Genomic DNA, 18,927 nt, shown 5'->3' with positions numbered 1-18,927 from the left:
AGATGGGACTATCGGTTAATAAATAACCCCACGACAGTGATTCTGGAGATTTTTATGCATTCAAAACAAACTCGTAAAGTTTCTGAGAGGAAAATCGCCGGTCTGCACATGCTTCACACCGCTATCGCTAAAGCTAAGCAAGAAGGCAGAGTCCGCACAAAGACTCGTCTCTCAATTAAATAATATTTAATCAGCTCCGTATCAAGCCGACATTATGTCGGCTTTTTTGTGTCTGATGTAAAGTTACAAGTTTATTAGCTCTGCAACGAAAATCATCTTTATGCATCGTTTGTGTATGAGTACTTCAGCATTTTAGCTAAGGCAGTTTTTCGAGTATCGTAAGCCCCTTGCTTCTTGACACCATATCGATAATCTGACTCTTTGCCAATAATATGCAGTTTATCTTCGGCTCGGGATACAGCCGTATATAGCCAACTTCGGTCAAGTAAAAAGCCTCGCTCAACAAGTATGATTACGTTTTTCGTTTGTGATCCCTGCAACTTGTGAAGCGTTAAGCAATAGGCAAGATGGATATACTCGAATAGTTGCCAATCGACCTTAATGATACGTTTATCCCCATATTCGTTAACGTCTTCTAGCTCAATTACACAAGCGTAACCATCCGTAGGCACAGCCTCTTTTATAACGCCAAGCGTACCGTTCTGAATGTCGTTTCTGTAGCAAGTCAGCGTAAAGACAATAGGGTCACCCTCCCTGAACTGGTAGCTGCCTTCCGTAATCGGCATATCAGTGAGATCAAGAGGCCTTCCTGTAGCATTCACTTCACTTTGAAGCTTTATATTGACGCTTCTTACCGTAGCGTTTGTTGGCGCGACAATCATAACTTCTTCATATTTCAAGTATGCATCAACAGCATCTTGCAAAATGTCATCACTAGATTCTTGGAATACGATTTCAGCAGTACTCAACGAGGGAGGCATTACACCTTGACGTATAAGACTCGAATAAGCAGGAATGCTGCTATGCGCAGCTTGTCGTTTCACTACGTCAAGTTCCACATGGTTTATGACATTGCTTTTAACAACATCATTTAGAATGAACCCGGCATTGATTGGTGGGAGCTGGTATGGGTCTCCAACAAGAATGATTTTTGTTGTATCAGAAAATAACGTTACCAGTCGCCACATAGTGTAAGCATCCAGCATTGATGCCTCATCAATTAACAAAATACTATTTGTCTCCTTGATGTCTGTCTCGCATAACAACCGGGCTATTGTTTTTGTCTCAATACCAATTAGTTGTTTGAGCCGCCGAGCAGCCTTGCCTGACAAGGCCACTGGGTAAATAGTGAAGCCTAGCTCGCGGTAAGCGTCCACAATAAGCTTTGTGGTGGTTGTCTTGCCCGTGCCTGCACCGCCCGTTAACGCGAACACATCACTAACTAATGCAGTTCTTACAGCTCGCTCCTGCGCCTTTTCAAGCTGCCATCCTAGTGGAAGTGCTTTTGTGAAGGCGTCTGCTAATTCTCCCGACCAATGACGTTTGCTTTTGCTAAGCTTCAATAGCCTTTTGGCTATTGTTTTTTCAAATATATAGTTCCCAGAAACGAAATATCTACCGTCTTGCTTCACAACCCCTAGGATATCTCCGTCTAACTCGTTTGCTTTTGCAGTCAACCGATAGTCATTATTCAGATAACGTCTGATTATGGGCTGAAGGTCTTCCCACTCTGCTAGTGTATTTCCTCTCTCCCCCCAAAGCCTTAATGCGTGCTCAACAATCGCGGCGAGCCTTACCTCATCACTTTCTTTTATTCCAAAGTGTCTCTGAGCGATAACATCAACTTTTTCAAACGACATTCCCAGTGAAAAAAGGCGATATGGATTACTGCTCAAAAACTCCAGCGCATCTTGGTCGGCCATTCTAAACAACTGCCGTTGAATGGAGACCTCAACTCCCCACTCGACTAGCTGGTCGGAGTGATGCAAATTGGCATACTCTTTAAACCCCTCATAAAGAGCATGAACAGTATGATCACGCCTTAGAACGTCTTTGATTGCATCGAAGTTAGATATGGACTTGTCATGCTCATAAACCGCGTCCTTCTTGTTTTTGAGCATAGAGAATAGATCGCTGCGGAATCTATCCCACAGAAGCTGAGCTTTTACTGTACCGATACCAACAAACGCTTTCTCAGTGCTCAGAAAATTCACGAACCCGGAACCATGATCTGGCATAACACATTTTAGTGTGGGTTCCATGAAGCGCCATACATCTACGTATTTGTCTGTATGAACTTCTTGTTGCCGGATGCTGTAATTGTTCTCTTTTACTACCTTCCACTGCTGGCCGACACGAGGCTCAATATTTAACTTACTTTGACTCGTTAGTATGATGACCCTGTGCGCTCCTGCGTCGTGATTCAGGAACACAGCTCCTAGCTGCACATTATCAGGGTGATATTGATAGATTTGTGTAATTCTTACCAGAAAATGGGGATTGTTCATTTCCATAGACCCATTTCTATGAGTACTTCTTTAAATTCCGATAGCCGAGCCAGCTCTGCGGCAAGTTTCGAATTCTCAGTCTGTAGTCGGCGGTTAATGCTCTTTAATTCGCGGACTTTTGCACTATCCTTAATGTCTTCATCGTTCGCATTTTTTATCGCAACGACGTCTTCAACTTCTGGGGAAGTCTTGTTACGTTCACGGTAAATACCGCCTGTCGAAAGTTCTTGCTTTAATGCTTCCAGCATCTTAAACAGCTTTTCATTCCTCGACTTCTTGAATGCGGAGGAATCGAAGCCTAATTCATCTGCAACCTTCTTTGGACTCAAGGTGTTTCCATGCCAGTAGTCCATCCAATTCGGCAATTCTTTGGCTCGCATTTCTGCTACCCAGCATTCGAACTTGTCTCTGTTTTTTTGGCCTTTCTCTTTACTCACATCATCCGCCCTTAAAAATACGTTTTATTTTTTAGGCGCAGAAGATGACCTTGTAACCTTGATGCTCAAGAGTATCAACTTGAGCCAACTACCCGCCTTCCCCAATAAGTTAGCTCGTAACTGGTCTTATCGGGTTGCCTAGTAACGGGTAACCATCAATTGAGTAATAGCCTCCCTGACTTGATGAGTGCTCAAGTCGAGTTTTCTGCCACCTATCGTGGAAGAATACTTCTATAAGTTCTCCGCAATGAAACTCCACGCTGTCGCATTCCAATCTACCGATATCATTTAAAAAGCTACTCTTCATATGTCTTCCTCAAAATCCGCTGTAAAGCTATACCTTTATTTACTCGGTTGCGTGCCGACAACGCTATCTCTCCGAAGCATTAAATCGAAGGGTTAAGTTGTTCGCTCTGCAATAATCAAGGATCGATGCTTCATATCTGATGCAATCCTTTTTATAGCGGTAATAAAACAAAATTCTATTTCCGTCGATCAAGCCTCGGATGTCGTTAATACCTTTGTCTATGTCTAAGGTATTAGTGCCGGGCAGTACATGCACATCATCCGCATTGAATTTTGCTTTGGCTAGTTTTGCTAGGAGATCCAATGGTTGCTCATCTACCGCTATTAGCTCTATGTCCAACTTTGCCATTAATTACCCACCCCGCACTTAATCCACACTAACGCATGCCGTTAAGCTTCTGTTTTATTACTTCAAAAACCATATGGCTTTTCGGAAGGCTTTTCTCAAACAATGCTCTTGCCGATATCAAACTGCTTTTCGCACTGTTCATATCACCCTTACTCTCTTGAAACAGTGCAATATGATAAAGGATGTTACCTCTAGCCTCGGCGTTGTCCGCGTAATCCAATTCCTTACGGCGCATTATTCTCTCGTAAAGATCTTCACTCCCCGTATGAGTGCATAAATCGAGTAAATCTTGACATACCGTGGGATTTCGCGGAGCAATGGAAAAGAAGGAGTCTACCGCACTGTCCACTTCATCTATCGGAGCAGAGGACTGTAAAGCAATTTCTAGTAATCCTTTCAGTGCTCCATAGCTATCAGTCTTAACTTTAATACTTTCATTGTACTTAGCCTTGGCTTCTTCATAATTTCCATTATCAAAAAAGATATTTCCTTGGGCGATCAAAATATTAGCTTTAGTAATCGAATCTTCTGCGTTTTCTAATCGATAACTGAGCTCTTCAAGCTTACTTTCAATCAAACTGTCTTCGTCCACATATAATAATTTCACTGTAGCTAGCACGCTCCGAAGCTTTTTTAGATTTTTTTCTTCGTGATGTTTCGGAGAAAAAAGAACACAGAAGAAAATCGCATCCTCGAAATCAACAAAACCAGTAAACTCAGTCGTCGGATACTGATCTACATCGAGAACTCTGATACGAGTACTGGCGTCAGGTCTCTTTGCAGCCGGAAGATAACCTACTGTAAAATCTTTAACGAGCCTTGCGTTTTGAAACTCAATGAATGAATCTAAATCTGGAATTTCATCGTTTTTGCTAAAAATGTTTACATACATCCACTCATTCTGCTTTACCGCGTCCTGAAAACTGCTCCCTCGTTGATATAGAGCAGCCAAACACCCTTCGCTGGGCTGTGCCTCGATCACCCAACCAAATGGACGTGTTAATGCACACGCATGTTTACCACTGTATGGGATAGCACTAAAGGATTGAAATGCTTTAAGTTGTTCGAAGTTGAGCACATCGAGTTCGACTCTACTCGGATCATTATGAGCTCTGTTGAGTGCAGCCTTAGAATATCCCACTTGGGTAATTAGCAAGCCCTTATCAGCCCCTATGTCTTGCATCATTCCAATATAAGATTCAACCTCTTTAACATCCACGGGAGATGAAAAAAATTTTGCATCAACCATAATTGTGATCTGCTCACCGGCCGCGAAATCTTTAATAAGAATGTCTACCTGTCTTTCAATCTTAGAGTACCGACCTATTACTCTAGCATCGTAGGTGATAGTGGACTCTGGATAGAGATCTTCGAGTTCCTGATAAATCTCTTTTTCATAATCTTTCCAATTCACGCCAGCGTATCCTTATAATCGTGTTGAACTACTCTCAGTGGGTATAATTTCCTATGAGAAAAATTCTTAGAACTATAGCTTTCTATAGAGGTTTTCAATTCAAGCTCCGCGTAATCGATTTAGCTTCTGTTTTTCGCGGGTAGCCCATCGTCAATAGTGCACATGAGTTTGTTCAAATCGACATTATCCATTTTCTGAAGATTATGCTGCCACCGCGCAAACCTCTCTAATAACATGTCGTTTTTGGAGGTTAACCTTTTATTTTCTGAGCTGAGCCTTTCGTTCTCTTTTTCTAGCTTTTCAGCTAGCTTAATAAGCTCTTTTATCGTTGAATCATCGTTACCGAATTTCTCTAATGTCAGACTTAGTTTATTGGATGCCTCAAATGTTTGCTTCGCTTCGTCAATCGCCTGCGACTTGTTCTCTCTGAGTTCTTCTTTCTTCAAGTCAAAAGCGTGCTTTATTTCTGCGTGCTTTAAATAAGTATGGCGCGACGGCGGACGTTTTAGGCCTAAGTCTTCCTGTAGTTTTGCAGATAAAAGAGCGTAGGTGAGTTTCCCTCCCCAGCCATCAATAACCTTCAATATCATGTCTTTGTTATCAGATACAAAAGCCACCGCTAATCCTCCATATCTGTTAATGCTAATGCAGTGAGGTCGAAGGTTGAGATTACAGACTGCTTGTCGATTTTTAGAGAGCGTTTCACTGGCGATGGATCTAACTCATCGGGAATTCTGACTCTCGTTCCTTCGGGATTTTTGGGGTCTTCAAGCGTTATTAAGACAGCCCTTATCTTAGATAACCTGAAGCCTAGGCTAGTTACCCATCTGTCAGCACCGAAAGTATTGTCCTTCGCAGCAATCATTGCCGCATCTAATTGCTCCTCATAAAGCTTCTCAAGGTTTTTCAACTCTTCAAGAGTATTGGGCAAGCCTTTGATGCATACGTGGTCGCTACACACCTCACAATCCCCATTTTTAATGCAAGGGCTTTCAGCATAATTGTGGGTGCAAAAACCTAGTCCCGTGAACTGCGCAACACCATCTCGCTGTACTCCCAAAGATTTAAGTGAAACTGGTAGTCCCAAATCATGCAAAACAACTGGTGGGGGAGGAGCCGAGGATGTAAATGGTTCCAACAAACGATTCGCATGCGCAACAGTCATAACTCCATCACTTTCCACCACATGACCGATACGTTTGGTCAACCGTGACTTTTGCTCTTTGGTTCTTCCGTCATAGGCTTTATTTTGTTCGATATCTGCTCGACCTGACCACTTTGCAATAAGCCAATCATCCTCACCAGCAAGCTTTAACTTAGTATTCAACCAATGTCGGAATTGGTGGGTATCGAGCTTTAAGCGAGAGCCGTTTTCATCCGTAATTCCCAACTCATCAAAAATTGATTCTAAGTTGCCTTTACCCGATGGTCGTTCTGAGCCAAGAGCATCACTGATCATTCCGTGCACAACAGGAACCCAAGAGAAAGGACGAACTGCGAAATCCTTGTGAAACTCATTTTCTCTGACCAAGGTAATGCAATCCCAGAGTTTCATCCGCCCATAATTAGGGAAATCTTGTGTCTTATACTGCTCATCAATGTATGTCCTAAGGTTCTTATAACTAGGAAAGCAAATGTTAATACCCGTTGGTTTGTGACTATTTTGAATCACAATTTGATTGTCCAGTAAAATCGTATGTCGTCCCAACAATTCCTTTTTCCAATTCGACACTCCATTCAAGCCATTAATCATATTCATTACCCAGTTGACCGACCCCAAATACCTCCAGCTTATCCTGCCACCAGCGCCATATTTACCTGTTTTAAGCCCCATAGCTTTCGCAAACTGATTGTATGTTAAAGACTGATCCTGCGGATGGTTTTCGGGAGTGATGCAGTCATCATGCACCATGAAAACATCTGGATTCTCAAAAGCGAATTTGGCGGCTCTTCTGGCAGGAGCTGAAATATCAATAAGCCTTTTAAACGCTTGCTGCACGACATCTTCCATCAGTTTTGGTATCCACTTACGAATATGGTCTCCTCCCTTAGCGGGATACCAGCTTAAGTACCATCGTCCCTTATCACTCTGTTGGAGCGAATTTACTGTCAAACCATTTAACTCGACAGCGCGGCTGGGTTGACACATCAACATCACACATAGACTACTGAAGTATTTCTGACGCTGGGTTTCAGCTTTATGGAACGCGCTTGCAACTTGCAGCATTTGAAAATCCGATGGACACTTATCCTGCTCTTCTTCACGACTATTTTTATCAAGTTTGATGCGTGAATCTGACGGTCTGGGGAATGGATTACTCCAGTCTTGGAGGTCGAGCTTAAAACGTTTTTCTTTTATAAACCGCAAGACTTTTTCCAGCGACAAACCAATATTTCGTTTGCCACCGGGACTTAATTTACTGGTTCTTATCAGTTCTCCTACACGATTAATAGTCGTGTTATTTAAGTTCATGATATCAATGGATGGTTTATTATTCTGCTTGGAATACTCCTCCAACGCCCTATACAGCCAGACAAGTGAGCTTGCCCACATCACGGAGTCTTTATGGTTTAGTGATTGCTCGTAGCGAACGTATGCTTTAGCAAAGTCAGAAAACGGAGTCTGAAATGGCGTATATTTTGAATGATTATGACTAATGCCAAAAACTATTGTCAGCTTTTTATTTCTAGATGTTTTCCACGACCACTTATCGCAGTTCCATCCCTTTTGACCACCGAATTCATAATCAGAAAAAAGTATTAATTCATTTTTTGCAAAAGCGACAAAGTCGTCATAATTCTTCTGGAGGTCAAGTTTATGCTTAGGAGTAAATGACAGCACATTAGACATTGATAGCTGCCTCTTTTTCGATTTCCTGCTTTCTCGCTTTACATTTCTGAATTACAACTTTAATCGCATCAATACTACGATTATGCCCGTGTAAAACGAGTTCACTTGCCCCCATCTTTAGCTTTCGGTCTCGTTCTGAAACGACTTTATCTAGAACTTGCTGATGCGGAGCATTTAACCAAGGTTGAAACTTATTACAGGTATAACAATGCACCGTACCGTTAGCGCAAAAACCAAACTCTCCACAATTCCCTAAGGAATTCCCGTCATCCATATTGATTCGGCTGCGGGGATCATTCGCCCGAATGGCATCTTTTTCACTATCAATCAACATGCCACTAAATGCTTGTGCAAGAGGTGTTAAACTTGACGCTAACGCATCATCAAGCCGGTCCGCAATTTCTTCATTAAACTCCGTGTACACTTTGACATTTTGTGTATCTTCATGCCCCAATTCCTCTGCGATAACTAAATCGCTAGCACCTAGTATCGCCATGTTAGTTGCATGCGTGTAGCGGAATCTGCGTGGGTTGATATGTAAATCTCCAGCCTCTCCATTAAGGATGACACGGTGTGTTTTTAACGGGCACAGCCGTGCAATGCGCTGAATAAATTTAGAAACAGCATAAGCTCTCCAACACAAAAGGTCAGGCTTACTTTTTGTTAGTTTCTCGAGTTCTTGAAAGCTACTCAGGTTAATTAGTTCTACTTCATCAATGAAAATAGGCACATTTTTTTTCTCTTCATCACGAAGCTTGATACCAAAGTTAGCTTCAACTGTCCGAATCGACTGTTCCGCCATCGACTTGAGCACTAATATTAAATCTTCACTTATATCAGTCTTGACTTGAAATGACTCTCTTATTCGCTGATTTCGTTTCTTGACGTTCGGTAATGCTAGATCGAAATGTTCACTCCCGTTTTCTGATCTTGTGATTAAGTCTCCGCAATACAAATAACAAAGTTGAATAGGTCTAGCTCCCGTATTCTGTAATGCCATAATGAATGCATACTCGCCCAGACTAATTTGGTTCTCCGTGTACGCCTCGACATACCAATTTATAAATGCGACCTGTTCATCAAACGTATAGGCCCCGCTATGAGGGCATCCAAGCGCTACCGCTTTTCCTTTTTCGTTACCGGATAACCTTAGTGAGGCGAGTAATTCGACAACTTTATTATCTACACCACTTATGCCCTTCGAGTGCCAATCAAGCAAAAACGCGCGAATGTAGCCTAATTTGTATTCGGTGCTTTTAGTTAAAGTCGCTTTGAAATTTAAAATGTGCGATTCACTTATTTTTTCTATAACACCGACATTGAAAAGTAGCTTAATAAATTTAAAGATGTTTGAAGTGTATGAAGCAGAAAATTCGGTAGCATAATCTGCCAACACAAGACGAAAGCTCATTTCGAATCTTGAGTCTAGTTTCAAAGAGCTTAGCAATTTATGATTCACTGATAGATTTGCGCTCAGTTGCCATTTCTCCAATGTCACATCAAACTCATAGTTCTCTTTGCTTAATCGAATATCGGGCTTTAACTTCGAACTAGCTTCATTATGGAATTCTACTTTAGCCGCCACCTTCAAGAGCCCTCGATTTTATGCTTCAACAGGTCATGCATTTTTTCCCGAATACTCGTCGCATTTTTTTTAGCCGTTCGTTTTAAATAGTATTGACCTGAACTCAAAGCTGAGTGACCGTTTAGTTCTGCTCGAATCTCAAGCTCTCTTTGCTCTGTGACCGTATTTTCATTTGCTAATTGTTTAGCCTCTTCAGTCCGTCCTTCGAGCTCTAGACGATTCACTTGCTCTCTGGTCATTTTATTCATTTCGTCAATATGCGCCGAAAGTCGGTCGTTAAAAAAGTGGCGATAAGCATGAGATGTTATATAAGCAAATCGCTCAGGGTTAACTCCTCTAAGACACTTAAAAACATTGCTTATTGTTCTATTAGTAAGCGGTTCTCCCGTTTGATAACTCCCTTTCTTTTCTTTGTGTGTTACGAAAATAAACGGGTGTTTCTTTGCACCGTTGGTCAGTCTTCTTTGACGCTTAACATAGCTGTACAGTAAATCTCGTAACCCTTTTGAAATAAAAACTTCACGTCCGAGAGTCTTTGCTGTTGGCTCTATTGATCTAGGATCATCTTTACTGTCATGTCTTCGCTCAATTACTAACTTTGGACTGTCGGTCTCAGTGCCAATATCGCTTATTCTGAGTGCAAGCAATTCACTACAGCGCAATCCCGTCTCATAAAAAATTCGAATTATGAGGTAGTTTCTCAACCTAACGACAGGCTCCTTAAATGGATTGTACTCAGAGTCCGGTTTTGATACCGCCACAAAATCCTCAAATGCACCATCCGTAATACCTGTCCTATCCACATAGGGTCTGTTAAGCCTAGTCTTTGGTAATCCATCGATTAATCGTTTTTTCATCTGCTCTAATTCCTCAAAAAGTTTTGCTGCTAAAGGTTTGCTTTTAACTCTCTCTTGACCAATAACATGCAAGAAATCTGCGACGCGCTTTACCCTAGTTTTATACTGCCGTTGCGAAACAGTAGGCTTGTCCTTAGCCTTTGATAGATAGAATTTGCCCATATCCGTGACTTTCCCTATCGGTTTTTCCATAAGTGCTTCGACTTGGTAAGCGCAATGTTCTTTCAAGCTGTCAATGTCGTTCAAACTCAACACCTTTCCGTTGGATATTTCCTCTATAACATCTCTTCCATTAAGCAACTCCCAACGTCTAAAGTGTTTAATGTCTCTCAAATACTGAACTATCGTTCTTTGGGCTTTGGTCATGCGCAGTCGCTGTGTGACATAGTGCGTCACCCAGAAATCGGGAACACCGTCTTCGCCCACTAAAAAGACATAGCGTTCTCCACTTTTAAACTTCTGTACTCTAATTCGCATGACCATCGCCTATGTGCACCCGTTAAGGATGTCTTACGCAGTTCAGATCGCCTGACTTTTTAAGGCACGATGCCAAGTCCTCCTCACGACAGCAGTAACCGAAGTGATTAATAAACAACTTGCTTTTAGCAGCAGCTAATAGAGTAAGCTCTATCATGTCTTTGGTTTCGTCGGTTTCTACGATGTTGTTTTGTAAGCTTGAAGTAATAGCGCTTGCCTCATCCCTCAACGATTTAATTATCTCCACCAAACCAAACTTATTTAGAGAGTCGCTTTCGATATATTCAGCAAGTTGAGCTATTGAAATGGCTAAATTGCAATTAGCTTCGATAAGACGTCTAGCATCGGAATTTTCAATCAATAATTTCATAGTTTGCCTCCTGTGATTTAAAATATGCTAAACCACAAAACACCATCCCGCTAGTTGCACTTCCTATAAAATTTGTTATATATCAGTAGGTTATACCGTCTATTAATTATTCCCCTATTTACTCAAAACGATAAAACCCAATGCCCATCTGGCTTTGCGAATAACCGATGCTTCTGTCTTCTAATGAATTTTAAGCCTAAAAAAAATTTAAAATGGGGCAACGTTTGTCATGTATTTGGAGGTTAAAGATCTAAATAAGGCGCTAAATTGACAGTGAGAATTAAGACTGGGCGATATTTATTAAGGCGCTAAACTAGCCGCAACTTTGTCAAAAATTATTAGTCATGTCGGCAACGTGATTGCAGGTTTCAATGCTGAATAAATCTACATAACTATTTGTTGGACTGTAATCCATGAATCATTAATGTAAAAATCAACAAAAATTTATCTATAAATACAAAAAAGCCGCATTAACTGCGGCTTCTAAATAGTTTAATATACATTTTTAACTTTGTTTCCCCTTAGAATGGAATATCGTCATCAAAATCGTTGTCAGGTGAAAACGGTGCTGGTTCAGCTGGTTTCTGTTGTGACGGTTGGCTTTGCTGCCCGGACTGAGGTGCCGGACGCTGTTGCTGCTGCGGCTGCTGTTGGGGCTGATTCCCGCCATAACCGCCACCTTGCTGACCGCCACCAAAACCTTGACCCTGCGGCGCGGCGCTTTGAGCTCCCCCTTGAGGGCCGCCACGCGAATCCAGCATTTGCATTTCATTAATGACCACTTCGGTGGTGTATCGCTCTACGTTGTCCTGGCCGGTCCATTTCCGGGTTTGCAAACGCCCTTCAACGTATACTTTTGAGCCTTTTTTAAGGTACTCACCAGCAATTTCGGCTAAACGACGATAAGCGACACAACGGTGCCATTCAGTTTGTTCACGCGGCTCGCCTGTTTGCTTATCTTTCCAGGTTTCACTGGTAGCAATCGACAGGTTGGCTATCGCTGTGCTGTTTTGGGTATAACGTACCTCTGGGTCAGCGCCCAAATTACCAATTAAAATGACTTTATTTACACCGCGACTGGCCATTAGTTTCTCCTGTTCCTTATGCGCGTTTACAACTGCTTCAATTTATTAAGCGACCGATGCCTTTTCAAGCAACTGATTAACCGCCTTTTCATCGTAATTCTTTTTATCCACTTTCAAGTAGGTTGCCTGATCTTCTTCAACCCATCTAGCTTCCTTAACTCCAGCTACCGTAAGTAACCGCTCACTTAGCTCGATTGCCTTGCCTTCAGACAGTCCGGGTAATGACAACGACACACTGGTAACACCTGCTGGGTTCACCATGAAAAAGCTGATGATTAACCAACATAGTAGCAAGATCAGACAGAAAACAACAACGCCCGATAGCCCAAAGTTTTGTAAGACCCCACCGCCTGCGACCCCGCCAACGAAAGAACCCAGGAACTGCCCTGTGGAATATATGCCACTGGCACTTCCTTTACTTCCGGCTGGTGCAACACGCGTCAGCAATGATGGTAATGTGGCTTCAATAAAGTTAAAGCCCGTGAAAAATATCACCAATGCGACTACCAATAACCAAGCTGACTGCCCAGCCAGACCAATAATAAGCAGCGATGCAATTAAAGTTAAAATTGAAACTCGCAGCCATTGCACAGAGTTATTGTTTCTTGAGCTGTGAATGATCATCGGCACCATAAGCGCAATAGACGCCACGAGCGTCGGTAAATAGAACCAGGCATGGGACTGACTTTCAAAGCCTGCATTTTGAAGCTGCATGGGCAAAGTCACAAACCAGGCCGTTAAAATAGCGTGCAGCACAAAAATACCGCTGTTCAGGCACCACAACTGTTTGTGCTTAAGTAAGTGCCCCAACTCTGATAAAACCGGTAACGATTCGCGGCGTGCTGACGTCGTCACTACTTTCGGCACACTCAGCAGCAATACCAGAATACCCAGTATGCCGCTGCCTGCAGTAAACCAGAACAAACCAGACAGCCCAATGATATCGCCCAACAAAGGCCCTGCTACCAGTGACACCGCAAATGCCAAACCGATACACATGCCAATGGTGGCCATTACTTTTGGTCGCTGTTCGTCGCGTGATAAATCAGCTGCCAAAGCAAGTATTGCGGCGGCGATAGCTCCCAGCCCCTGTAGCGCTCGACCAATAGAAACGCCAAATAAGGTATCGGCTTGCGCTGCGACCACGCTACCAGCGACAAAAACCAGCAGTCCCATCACAATAACCGGCTTCCGTCCTATACGATCAGACAACATGCCTAACGGAATTTGTAACAACGCCTGGCTTAAACCATAAGCGCCCAAAGCAATACCGACCCACAGTGGTGAATAGTCGGGGTAATCTTGCGCATACACGGCCAGAACAGGCATGATCAAAAACAGCCCTAACATCCGTATACCAAAGACGGACGCAAGTGCTAAAGCGGCTTTTCGTTCGGTTTTATTGAGTTTTTGCTGCGTCATTTCACTGCTTTTAGGTCAGTAACATGATAAATGATGCTGCTATTGTACCAGATGCCTAACACTGTGCGATAATAGCGTTTTGTCGTCAGTCAATTACTGAACAACAGACGGGAATTATGGATACTATTGAAGTACGCGGTGCGCGCACGCACAATTTAAAAAATTTCAACCTGACGATACCCCGCAATAAACTTATTGTGATTACTGGGCTATCGGGATCAGGCAAGTCGTCGCTCGCTTTCGACACACTGTATGCCGAGGGACAGCGACGTTACGTTGAATCACTATCCGCCTACGCTCGTCAGTTTTTATCGCTGATGGAGAAGCCCGACGTTGACAGTATTGAAGGGTTATCGCCTGCTATTTCAATAGAACAGAAGTCAACATCGCATAACCCACGCTCCACTGTCGGTACCATCACCGAAATTTATGACTATCTGCGCTTAATGTTTGCCCGGGTGGGCGAGCCCCGCTGCCCGACTCATGACGTTCCGCTAGCGGCTCAGACCATATCGCAGATGGTGGACAATGTGTTGAGTGCGCCGGAAGGCGAAAAACGCATGCTGCTTGCCCCTATTATTCAAAACCGCAAGGGCGAGCATTTAAAAGTTCTGGAAAATTTAGCGTTGCAAGGCTTCATCCGCGCTCGGATCGACGGCGAAATTTGCGACTTAAGCGATCCGCCGACACTGGAACTCCAGAAAAAGCACACCATTGAAGTGGTCGTTGACCGCTTTAAGGTTCGTGAAGGCATGGAGCAGCGCTTAGCCGAGTCTTTTGAAACTGCGCTGGACCTTAGCGGTGGAACCGCGCTGGTTGCCCCCATGGAAGGCGACGGCGAAACGGCGGTATATTCCGCAAACTTTGCCTGCCCGCACTGTGGTTACAGCATGCAGGAACTGGAACCTCGGTTGTTCTCGTTTAATAATCCGGCCGGCGCTTGTACCACTTGTGACGGTTTGGGTGTGGAACAGTTCTTTGCCCCTGATAAGGTCATTGTTAACGCGGAACTATCGCTGACCGGTGGCGCTATTCGTGGCTGGGACAAACGAAATTTCTATTACTACCAGATGCTGCAGTCATTGGCGAAGCATTACGACTTCAAATTATCTCAGCCCTTCAACCAGCTACCGGACGACATTCGCGAGAAAATTCTGTTCGGCAGCGGCAAAGAAGAAATTAAGTTTACCTACATGAATGACCGCGGCGACAAAGTCGTCAGAGCGCACGCATTTGAAGGCATCATTCCTAATATGCAGCGCCGTTATCGCGAAACCGAGTCGCAAGCGGTACGCGACGAGCTGTCTAAATACGTGGCGACTCAGCCTTGTAAAAGTTGTGGCGGCACGCGCTTGCGCACCGAGGCTCGCCATGTCTTTATCCAGGGTACCACCCTGCCTGAAATTGTAGAGCAGTCTATTGGCGACGCGCTCGAATTTTTCCAGCAACTGAATATGGAAGGCCAGCGCGCACAAATTGCAGAAAAAATCCTAAAAGAAATTAATGACCGGTTACGCTTTCTGGTGAACGTGGGACTTAATTACTTAAGCCTGTCGCGCAGTGCAGAAACCCTGTCGGGTGGTGAAGCGCAACGTATTCGTCTTGCCAGTCAAATTGGCGCAGGCTTAGTTGGTGTTATGTACGTGCTGGATGAACCCAGCATTGGTTTGCACCAGCGCGATAATGAACGACTGTTGAATACTCTGACGCACTTACGCGATTTGGGTAACACGGTAATTGTGGTAGAACACGACGAAGACGCCATTCGCCAGGCCGATCATGTTATTGATATTGGTCCCGGTGCCGGTGTCCATGGCGGTGAGATTATTGCTCAGGGCCAAGTCGATGACATTGTCGGAAGTAAAGACTCACTAACCGGCGATTACTTGTCTGGCAGAAAGGAAATAGAAATACCGAAGCAGCGACATAAGCCTGATAAACGTCGGCTCACCATTCGCGGAGCCAGCGGTAATAACTTAAAAAATGTCGACTTTAATTTGCCATTAGGCATTATGACCTGTGTTACCGGTGTCTCCGGTTCAGGTAAGTCGACGCTGATTAATAATACCTTGTTCCATATTGCTCACCACGAACTCAACGGCGCGACCACCGGCGAACCTGCACCGTATAAAAGTGTTGAAGGCATGCAATTGCTGGACAAAGTCGTCGATATTGACCAGAGCCCAATAGGCCGTACGCCCCGCTCTAACCCGGCCACTTATACCGGCATTTTTACGCCGATACGTGAATTGTTTGCGGGTGTACCAGAGTCCAGGGCCCGCGGTTATAAACCCGGCCGCTTTAGCTTTAATGTACGCGGCGGGCGTTGTGAAGCTTGTCAGGGCGACGGTGTCATTAAAGTTGAAATGCATTTCCTGCCGGATGTTTATGTGCCTTGCGATATCTGTAAAGGACAGCGCTACAACCGTGAAACCCTGGAAGTACAATACAAAGGGAAAAATATTCACGAAGTGCTGGATATGACCATTGAAGACGCTCGCGAGTTTTTCGACCCGGTTCCGGCCATTGCTCGTAAACTGCAAACCTTAATGGACGTAGGTTTGTCTTATGTTCGTTTAGGCCAGTCGGCAACAACACTATCCGGCGGTGAAGCTCAACGGGTGAAATTATCCCGCGAGTTGTCTAAACGCGATACCGGTAAAACCTTATACATTCTGGATGAGCCCACCACCGGGCTGCACTTCCATGATATCAAACAGCTGCTGGCTGTGATCCATCGCTTACGTGACCACGGCAACACAGTTGTGGTCATAGAACACAACTTAGACGTAATAAAAACCGCAGACTGGATCATAGATTTAGGTCCGGAGGGGGGTTCCGGCGGCGGTGAAATCCTGTGTGAAGGTACACCGGAAGAAATCTGTGAAAATGAGCGCTCTCACACAGCGCGTTTCTTAAAGCCTATGCTTAAACAGTCATAAACAGGACGCAGTATGTTAACGGAAGACTTTAAAGTACGATTTTATGAAACCGATGCGCTCGGGCACGTGAATAACACCGTGATCCCGGGCTGGATAGAAACAGGCCGACTACCTATTTTTGAGTTTTTTGGTGAAATGTCACCAGAGACGAAAAGCTTAATTGTTGCACGCCTTGAAGTGGATTACTTACGCCCCATCTATTTTGGTGGGCATGTTACTGTGAATACGTACGTCAGCCGCTTAGGTGGCAGCTCGTTTGATATCACGACAGAGATCTGGCAAAAAGATAAACTCTGCGCTAACGGTAAAACAGTATTAGTTTATTTTGACTATCAACAGGAGCGTTCAGTGAAGCTATCCGAGCAGTTAAAAGAACGTCTAAAAACGATTACGCATCCGGAGCACCCCATTGACGCGTGATCTCGTCAGTGGTGGGCAACACATCCATGCCCCGGATGATCTGAATCGCTTACTGGAAGAAATCCACCAGCAAGCGATGACCATTACCGAAGGGCATGTTGCTGACTACATTCCGGCGTTAGCAGAGGTCAACCCTGAGCTCTGTGGGCTAACCCTTGCCACGCTCGATGGTGAGGTGTTTAACGTTGGTGATACCAGTGAGCAATTTTCCATTCAGTCTATTTCTAAGATTTTTGGGCTGATGCTGGCCATGGAGCGTTTAGGCGAGGACCTGTGGGACCGAGTCAAAATGGAACCTTCGGGCCAGGCTTTCAACTCGATAGTTCAGCTGGAATGGGAAAAAGGTATTCCGCGTAACCCTATGATCAATGCTGGTGCTATTGTTGTCAGTGATGTTTTAGTCAGCCGGTACTCCGCCAGTAAGAATGCAGTCTTAAGCTTGGTTCGCACCTTATGCGGCAACGATAATGTGTATGCCGATGAAATTGTTCACCAGTCAGAGAAAGAGCATGGTCATCGCAATGCCGCTTTAGCACACCTAATGAAGAGTTTCGGCAATATCGACGCCGATGTTGGTGAGTTACTGGATCACTATTTCTGGCAATGCGCTTTGACCATGTCCTGCGAAAACCTGGCTCGTTCTTTTACTTTTCTGGCCAATGACGGAGTTTGTCCTTTTTCTAAAAAGAAAATTATGTCCAAGCGAGACTCACAGCGCATAAATGCCCTGCTTTCGACTAGTGGCATGTATGACCAAAGTGGTGAATTTGCGTTCACTGTGGGTGTGCCGGCGAAAAGTGGTGTTGGCGGAGGTATGATAGCGGTAGTTCCTGATTTCGGTGTGATTTGTTCCTGGAGTCCCAGATTAAACAGCTTTGGCAACAGTGCTCGTGGTATGTATATGGTCAGGGAACTTGCTAACCGCTTAGGTCTTAGCGTTTATTAGCGAACGGCATTAGGCCGGTATATCTGGAACCTTTCCATATTAAAGCGTTTAAACAATTGGCTAAACTCTCCTTTTCTACCTAGTTCACTCAGTAGCTTCTGCAAGGTCTCTGCGGTAATATTCTTTTTTTCACCAACGAGCAGGTGCAAGGTATATTCGTGGCTGACCTCTTCTGAAATTAACAGGTTATCGATTTTTAGTTGATCAGACCCTTCTAGCACGGCCAGTAATTCATCATTAACAACCGTAAGATCAACTCGCCCCCCTAACACCATGCGTAGGTTAATAATTCTGGAGTTTGCTAAATAAATCGTATAGTTTTCTTTGGCTTCATCAGAGGCTAGCAACCTTCCGCCAAGCAAGTAATGATAACCTTTTACCCCACCCAGCGTTTTACCTTCGTAATTATCAAAGAAGGATTGTTTTCTTCCTTCCGCTTTTACAGTGACAAGCCTTTCTTTCCCTTTAACTAATGGCATCGTTTTTTTGTAACTGACACCGCTATTGTTCCAACCCCAGCGTGGAGATTCGAAGAAAATAACGTCGCAGCAACCTTCCTGACTGAGAGCTTTATAACGCGCGGTTGGAGGAATAACTTCGATAATAAATTGGTAACTATTTTGATGTTTATTTAATGAAGTAACCAACTCCCGGGTCAGGTCGGTTTCCAACACATCAGAGAAATAAGGAGGGTAATCATAAGCAGCAACATAGACCGGCACCTGCGCTTTAGCAGCGAAGCTCAGCACCGAACAAACAAAAAGAGAAAAGTATCCGAGTAATTTCAATAGACTGACTATAAGTTGAGTATCTACTTCAATAGTTCATTTTCCGACTACAAAAGTCAATACTTGAACAAGCCTTACCCTACTTATTTCCAGACATAAAAAAGCCCGGCCAAAGCCGGGCTCTTAAAATCAGTCAGACTGCATTAGTCCATGATTTTCGATACAACGCCTGCACCTACGGTACGGCCACCCTCACGGATAGCGAAACGC

The 18,927-nt window shown here is 44.0% G+C and carries 17 protein-coding genes; 3 read left to right on the top strand and 14 right to left on the bottom strand.

What is annotated here, in order from left to right; translation table 11 throughout:
• Window positions 1-278: 278 nt before the first annotated feature.
• The 12 genes from RBK99_RS05955 to RBK99_RS05905 all read right to left on the bottom strand — a co-directional run bounded on the left by RBK99_RS05955 (window position 279) and on the right by RBK99_RS05905 (window position 13,621).
• Complete coding sequence (locus RBK99_RS05955) at window positions 279-2,474, bottom strand: AAA family ATPase (RefSeq protein ID WP_317503722.1); 2,196 nt, start codon at window positions 2,472-2,474, stop codon at window positions 279-281.
• Window positions 2,465-2,905 carry a hypothetical protein gene (locus RBK99_RS05950; protein WP_317503721.1) on the bottom strand — a complete coding sequence of 147 codons (441 nt, stop codon included), beginning with the start codon at window positions 2,903-2,905 and terminating at the stop codon, window positions 2,465-2,467. Before RBK99_RS05950 ends, RBK99_RS05955 begins: the two co-directional genes overlap by 10 nt.
• Window positions 2,906-3,014: 109 nt before the next feature.
• Window positions 3,015-3,212: a DUF5348 domain-containing protein gene (locus tag RBK99_RS13520; RefSeq protein WP_411161970.1), complete on the bottom strand. Its 198-nt coding sequence runs from the start codon at window positions 3,210-3,212 to the stop codon at window positions 3,015-3,017.
• 63 nt (window positions 3,213-3,275) lie between these two features.
• Entirely contained in the window at window positions 3,276-3,560 is a 285-nt protein-coding gene (locus tag RBK99_RS05945) for a hypothetical protein (RefSeq protein ID WP_317503720.1), read from the bottom strand.
• Window positions 3,561-3,588: 28 nt separating this feature from the next.
• Window positions 3,589-4,974, bottom strand: a complete 1,386-nt coding sequence (locus RBK99_RS05940; protein WP_317503719.1) for a restriction endonuclease — start codon at window positions 4,972-4,974, stop codon at window positions 3,589-3,591.
• A gap of 119 nt (window positions 4,975-5,093) precedes the next feature.
• A complete protein-coding gene (locus tag RBK99_RS05935; RefSeq protein ID WP_317503718.1) occupies window positions 5,094-5,591 on the bottom strand; it encodes a hypothetical protein in 498 nt (165 codons plus the stop codon).
• A 2-nt stretch (window positions 5,592-5,593) separates the two neighbouring features.
• Complete coding sequence (locus tag RBK99_RS05930; RefSeq protein ID WP_317503717.1) at window positions 5,594-7,825, bottom strand: hypothetical protein; 2,232 nt, start codon at window positions 7,823-7,825, stop codon at window positions 5,594-5,596.
• Window positions 7,818-9,410 carry a site-specific integrase gene (locus tag RBK99_RS05925; RefSeq protein ID WP_317503716.1) on the bottom strand — a complete coding sequence of 531 codons (1,593 nt, stop codon included), beginning with the start codon at window positions 9,408-9,410 and terminating at the stop codon, window positions 7,818-7,820. Before RBK99_RS05925 ends, RBK99_RS05930 begins: the two co-directional genes overlap by 8 nt.
• Before the next feature lie 2 nt (window positions 9,411-9,412).
• Window positions 9,413-10,744, bottom strand: a complete 1,332-nt coding sequence (locus RBK99_RS05920; RefSeq protein WP_317503715.1) for a tyrosine-type recombinase/integrase — start codon at window positions 10,742-10,744, stop codon at window positions 9,413-9,415.
• A 22-nt stretch (window positions 10,745-10,766) separates the two neighbouring features.
• On the bottom strand, window positions 10,767-11,114 hold the full coding sequence (locus tag RBK99_RS05915; protein ID WP_317503714.1) for a hypothetical protein: 348 nt from the start codon (window positions 11,112-11,114) through the stop codon (window positions 10,767-10,769).
• A 521-nt stretch (window positions 11,115-11,635) separates the two neighbouring features.
• Entirely contained in the window at window positions 11,636-12,199 is a 564-nt protein-coding gene (ssb, locus tag RBK99_RS05910; protein WP_317503713.1) for a single-stranded DNA-binding protein, read from the bottom strand.
• Window positions 12,200-12,244: 45 nt separating this feature from the next.
• Window positions 12,245-13,621: an MFS transporter gene (locus RBK99_RS05905; RefSeq protein WP_317503712.1), complete on the bottom strand. Its 1,377-nt coding sequence runs from the start codon at window positions 13,619-13,621 to the stop codon at window positions 12,245-12,247.
• Window positions 13,622-13,737: 116 nt separating this feature from the next.
• On the opposite strand from RBK99_RS05905, the gene uvrA reads away from it, so the two are divergent.
• The 3 genes from uvrA to glsA are packed head-to-tail and all read left to right on the top strand — an operon-like array spanning window position 13,738 to window position 17,929.
• Window positions 13,738-16,563, top strand: coding sequence for an excinuclease ABC subunit UvrA (gene uvrA / locus RBK99_RS05900; RefSeq protein ID WP_317503711.1), 2,826 nt, complete (start codon window positions 13,738-13,740; stop codon window positions 16,561-16,563).
• A gap of 12 nt (window positions 16,564-16,575) precedes the next feature.
• On the top strand, window positions 16,576-16,983 hold the full coding sequence (locus RBK99_RS05895; RefSeq protein WP_317503710.1) for an acyl-CoA thioesterase: 408 nt from the start codon (window positions 16,576-16,578) through the stop codon (window positions 16,981-16,983).
• Complete coding sequence (gene glsA, locus RBK99_RS05890) at window positions 16,973-17,929, top strand: glutaminase A (RefSeq protein WP_317503709.1); 957 nt, start codon at window positions 16,973-16,975, stop codon at window positions 17,927-17,929. The genes RBK99_RS05895 and glsA overlap by 11 nt, the downstream gene beginning before the upstream one ends.
• Here glsA and RBK99_RS05885 read toward each other — a convergent pair.
• Window positions 17,926-18,717, bottom strand: a complete 792-nt coding sequence (locus tag RBK99_RS05885; protein ID WP_317503708.1) for a type 2 periplasmic-binding domain-containing protein — start codon at window positions 18,715-18,717, stop codon at window positions 17,926-17,928. The genes glsA and RBK99_RS05885 overlap by 4 nt on opposite strands.
• A gap of 143 nt (window positions 18,718-18,860) precedes the next feature.
• A partial coding sequence (locus RBK99_RS05880; RefSeq protein WP_286830392.1) for an EF-Tu C-terminal domain-related protein occupies window positions 18,861-18,927 on the bottom strand: 67 nt, incomplete at its 5' end.

The sequence above is a fragment of the Idiomarina solivarensis genome (genome assembly GCF_033052755.1).
In the GTDB taxonomy this organism is placed as follows: domain Bacteria; phylum Pseudomonadota; class Gammaproteobacteria; order Enterobacterales; family Alteromonadaceae; genus Idiomarina.
Note: the sequence above shows the minus strand (reverse complement) of the source record. Positions and strands in the feature narration are given on the sequence as shown.

What these genes read in the sequence shown, in the direction of transcription:
- RBK99_RS13520 (WP_411161970.1), bottom strand. Translation starts at nt 3,212, where the DNA reads ATGAAGAGTAGCTTTTTAAATGATATCGGTAGATTGGAATGCGACAGC.
- uvrA (WP_317503711.1), top strand. Translation starts at nt 13,738, where the DNA reads ATGGATACTATTGAAGTACGCGGTGCGCGCACGCACAATTTAAAAAAT.
- RBK99_RS05920 (WP_317503715.1), bottom strand. Translation starts at nt 10,744, where the DNA reads ATGCGAATTAGAGTACAGAAGTTTAAAAGTGGAGAACGCTATGTCTTT.
- RBK99_RS05930 (WP_317503717.1), bottom strand. Translation starts at nt 7,825, where the DNA reads ATGTCTAATGTGCTGTCATTTACTCCTAAGCATAAACTTGACCTCCAG.
- RBK99_RS05945 (WP_317503720.1), bottom strand. Translation starts at nt 3,560, where the DNA reads ATGGCAAAGTTGGACATAGAGCTAATAGCGGTAGATGAGCAACCATTG.
- RBK99_RS05915 (WP_317503714.1), bottom strand. Translation starts at nt 11,114, where the DNA reads ATGAAATTATTGATTGAAAATTCCGATGCTAGACGTCTTATCGAAGCT.
- ssb (WP_317503713.1), bottom strand. Translation starts at nt 12,199, where the DNA reads ATGGCCAGTCGCGGTGTAAATAAAGTCATTTTAATTGGTAATTTGGGC.
- RBK99_RS05905 (WP_317503712.1), bottom strand. Translation starts at nt 13,621, where the DNA reads ATGACGCAGCAAAAACTCAATAAAACCGAACGAAAAGCCGCTTTAGCA.
- RBK99_RS05955 (WP_317503722.1), bottom strand. Translation starts at nt 2,474, where the DNA reads ATGGAAATGAACAATCCCCATTTTCTGGTAAGAATTACACAAATCTAT.
- RBK99_RS05895 (WP_317503710.1), top strand. Translation starts at nt 16,576, where the DNA reads ATGTTAACGGAAGACTTTAAAGTACGATTTTATGAAACCGATGCGCTC.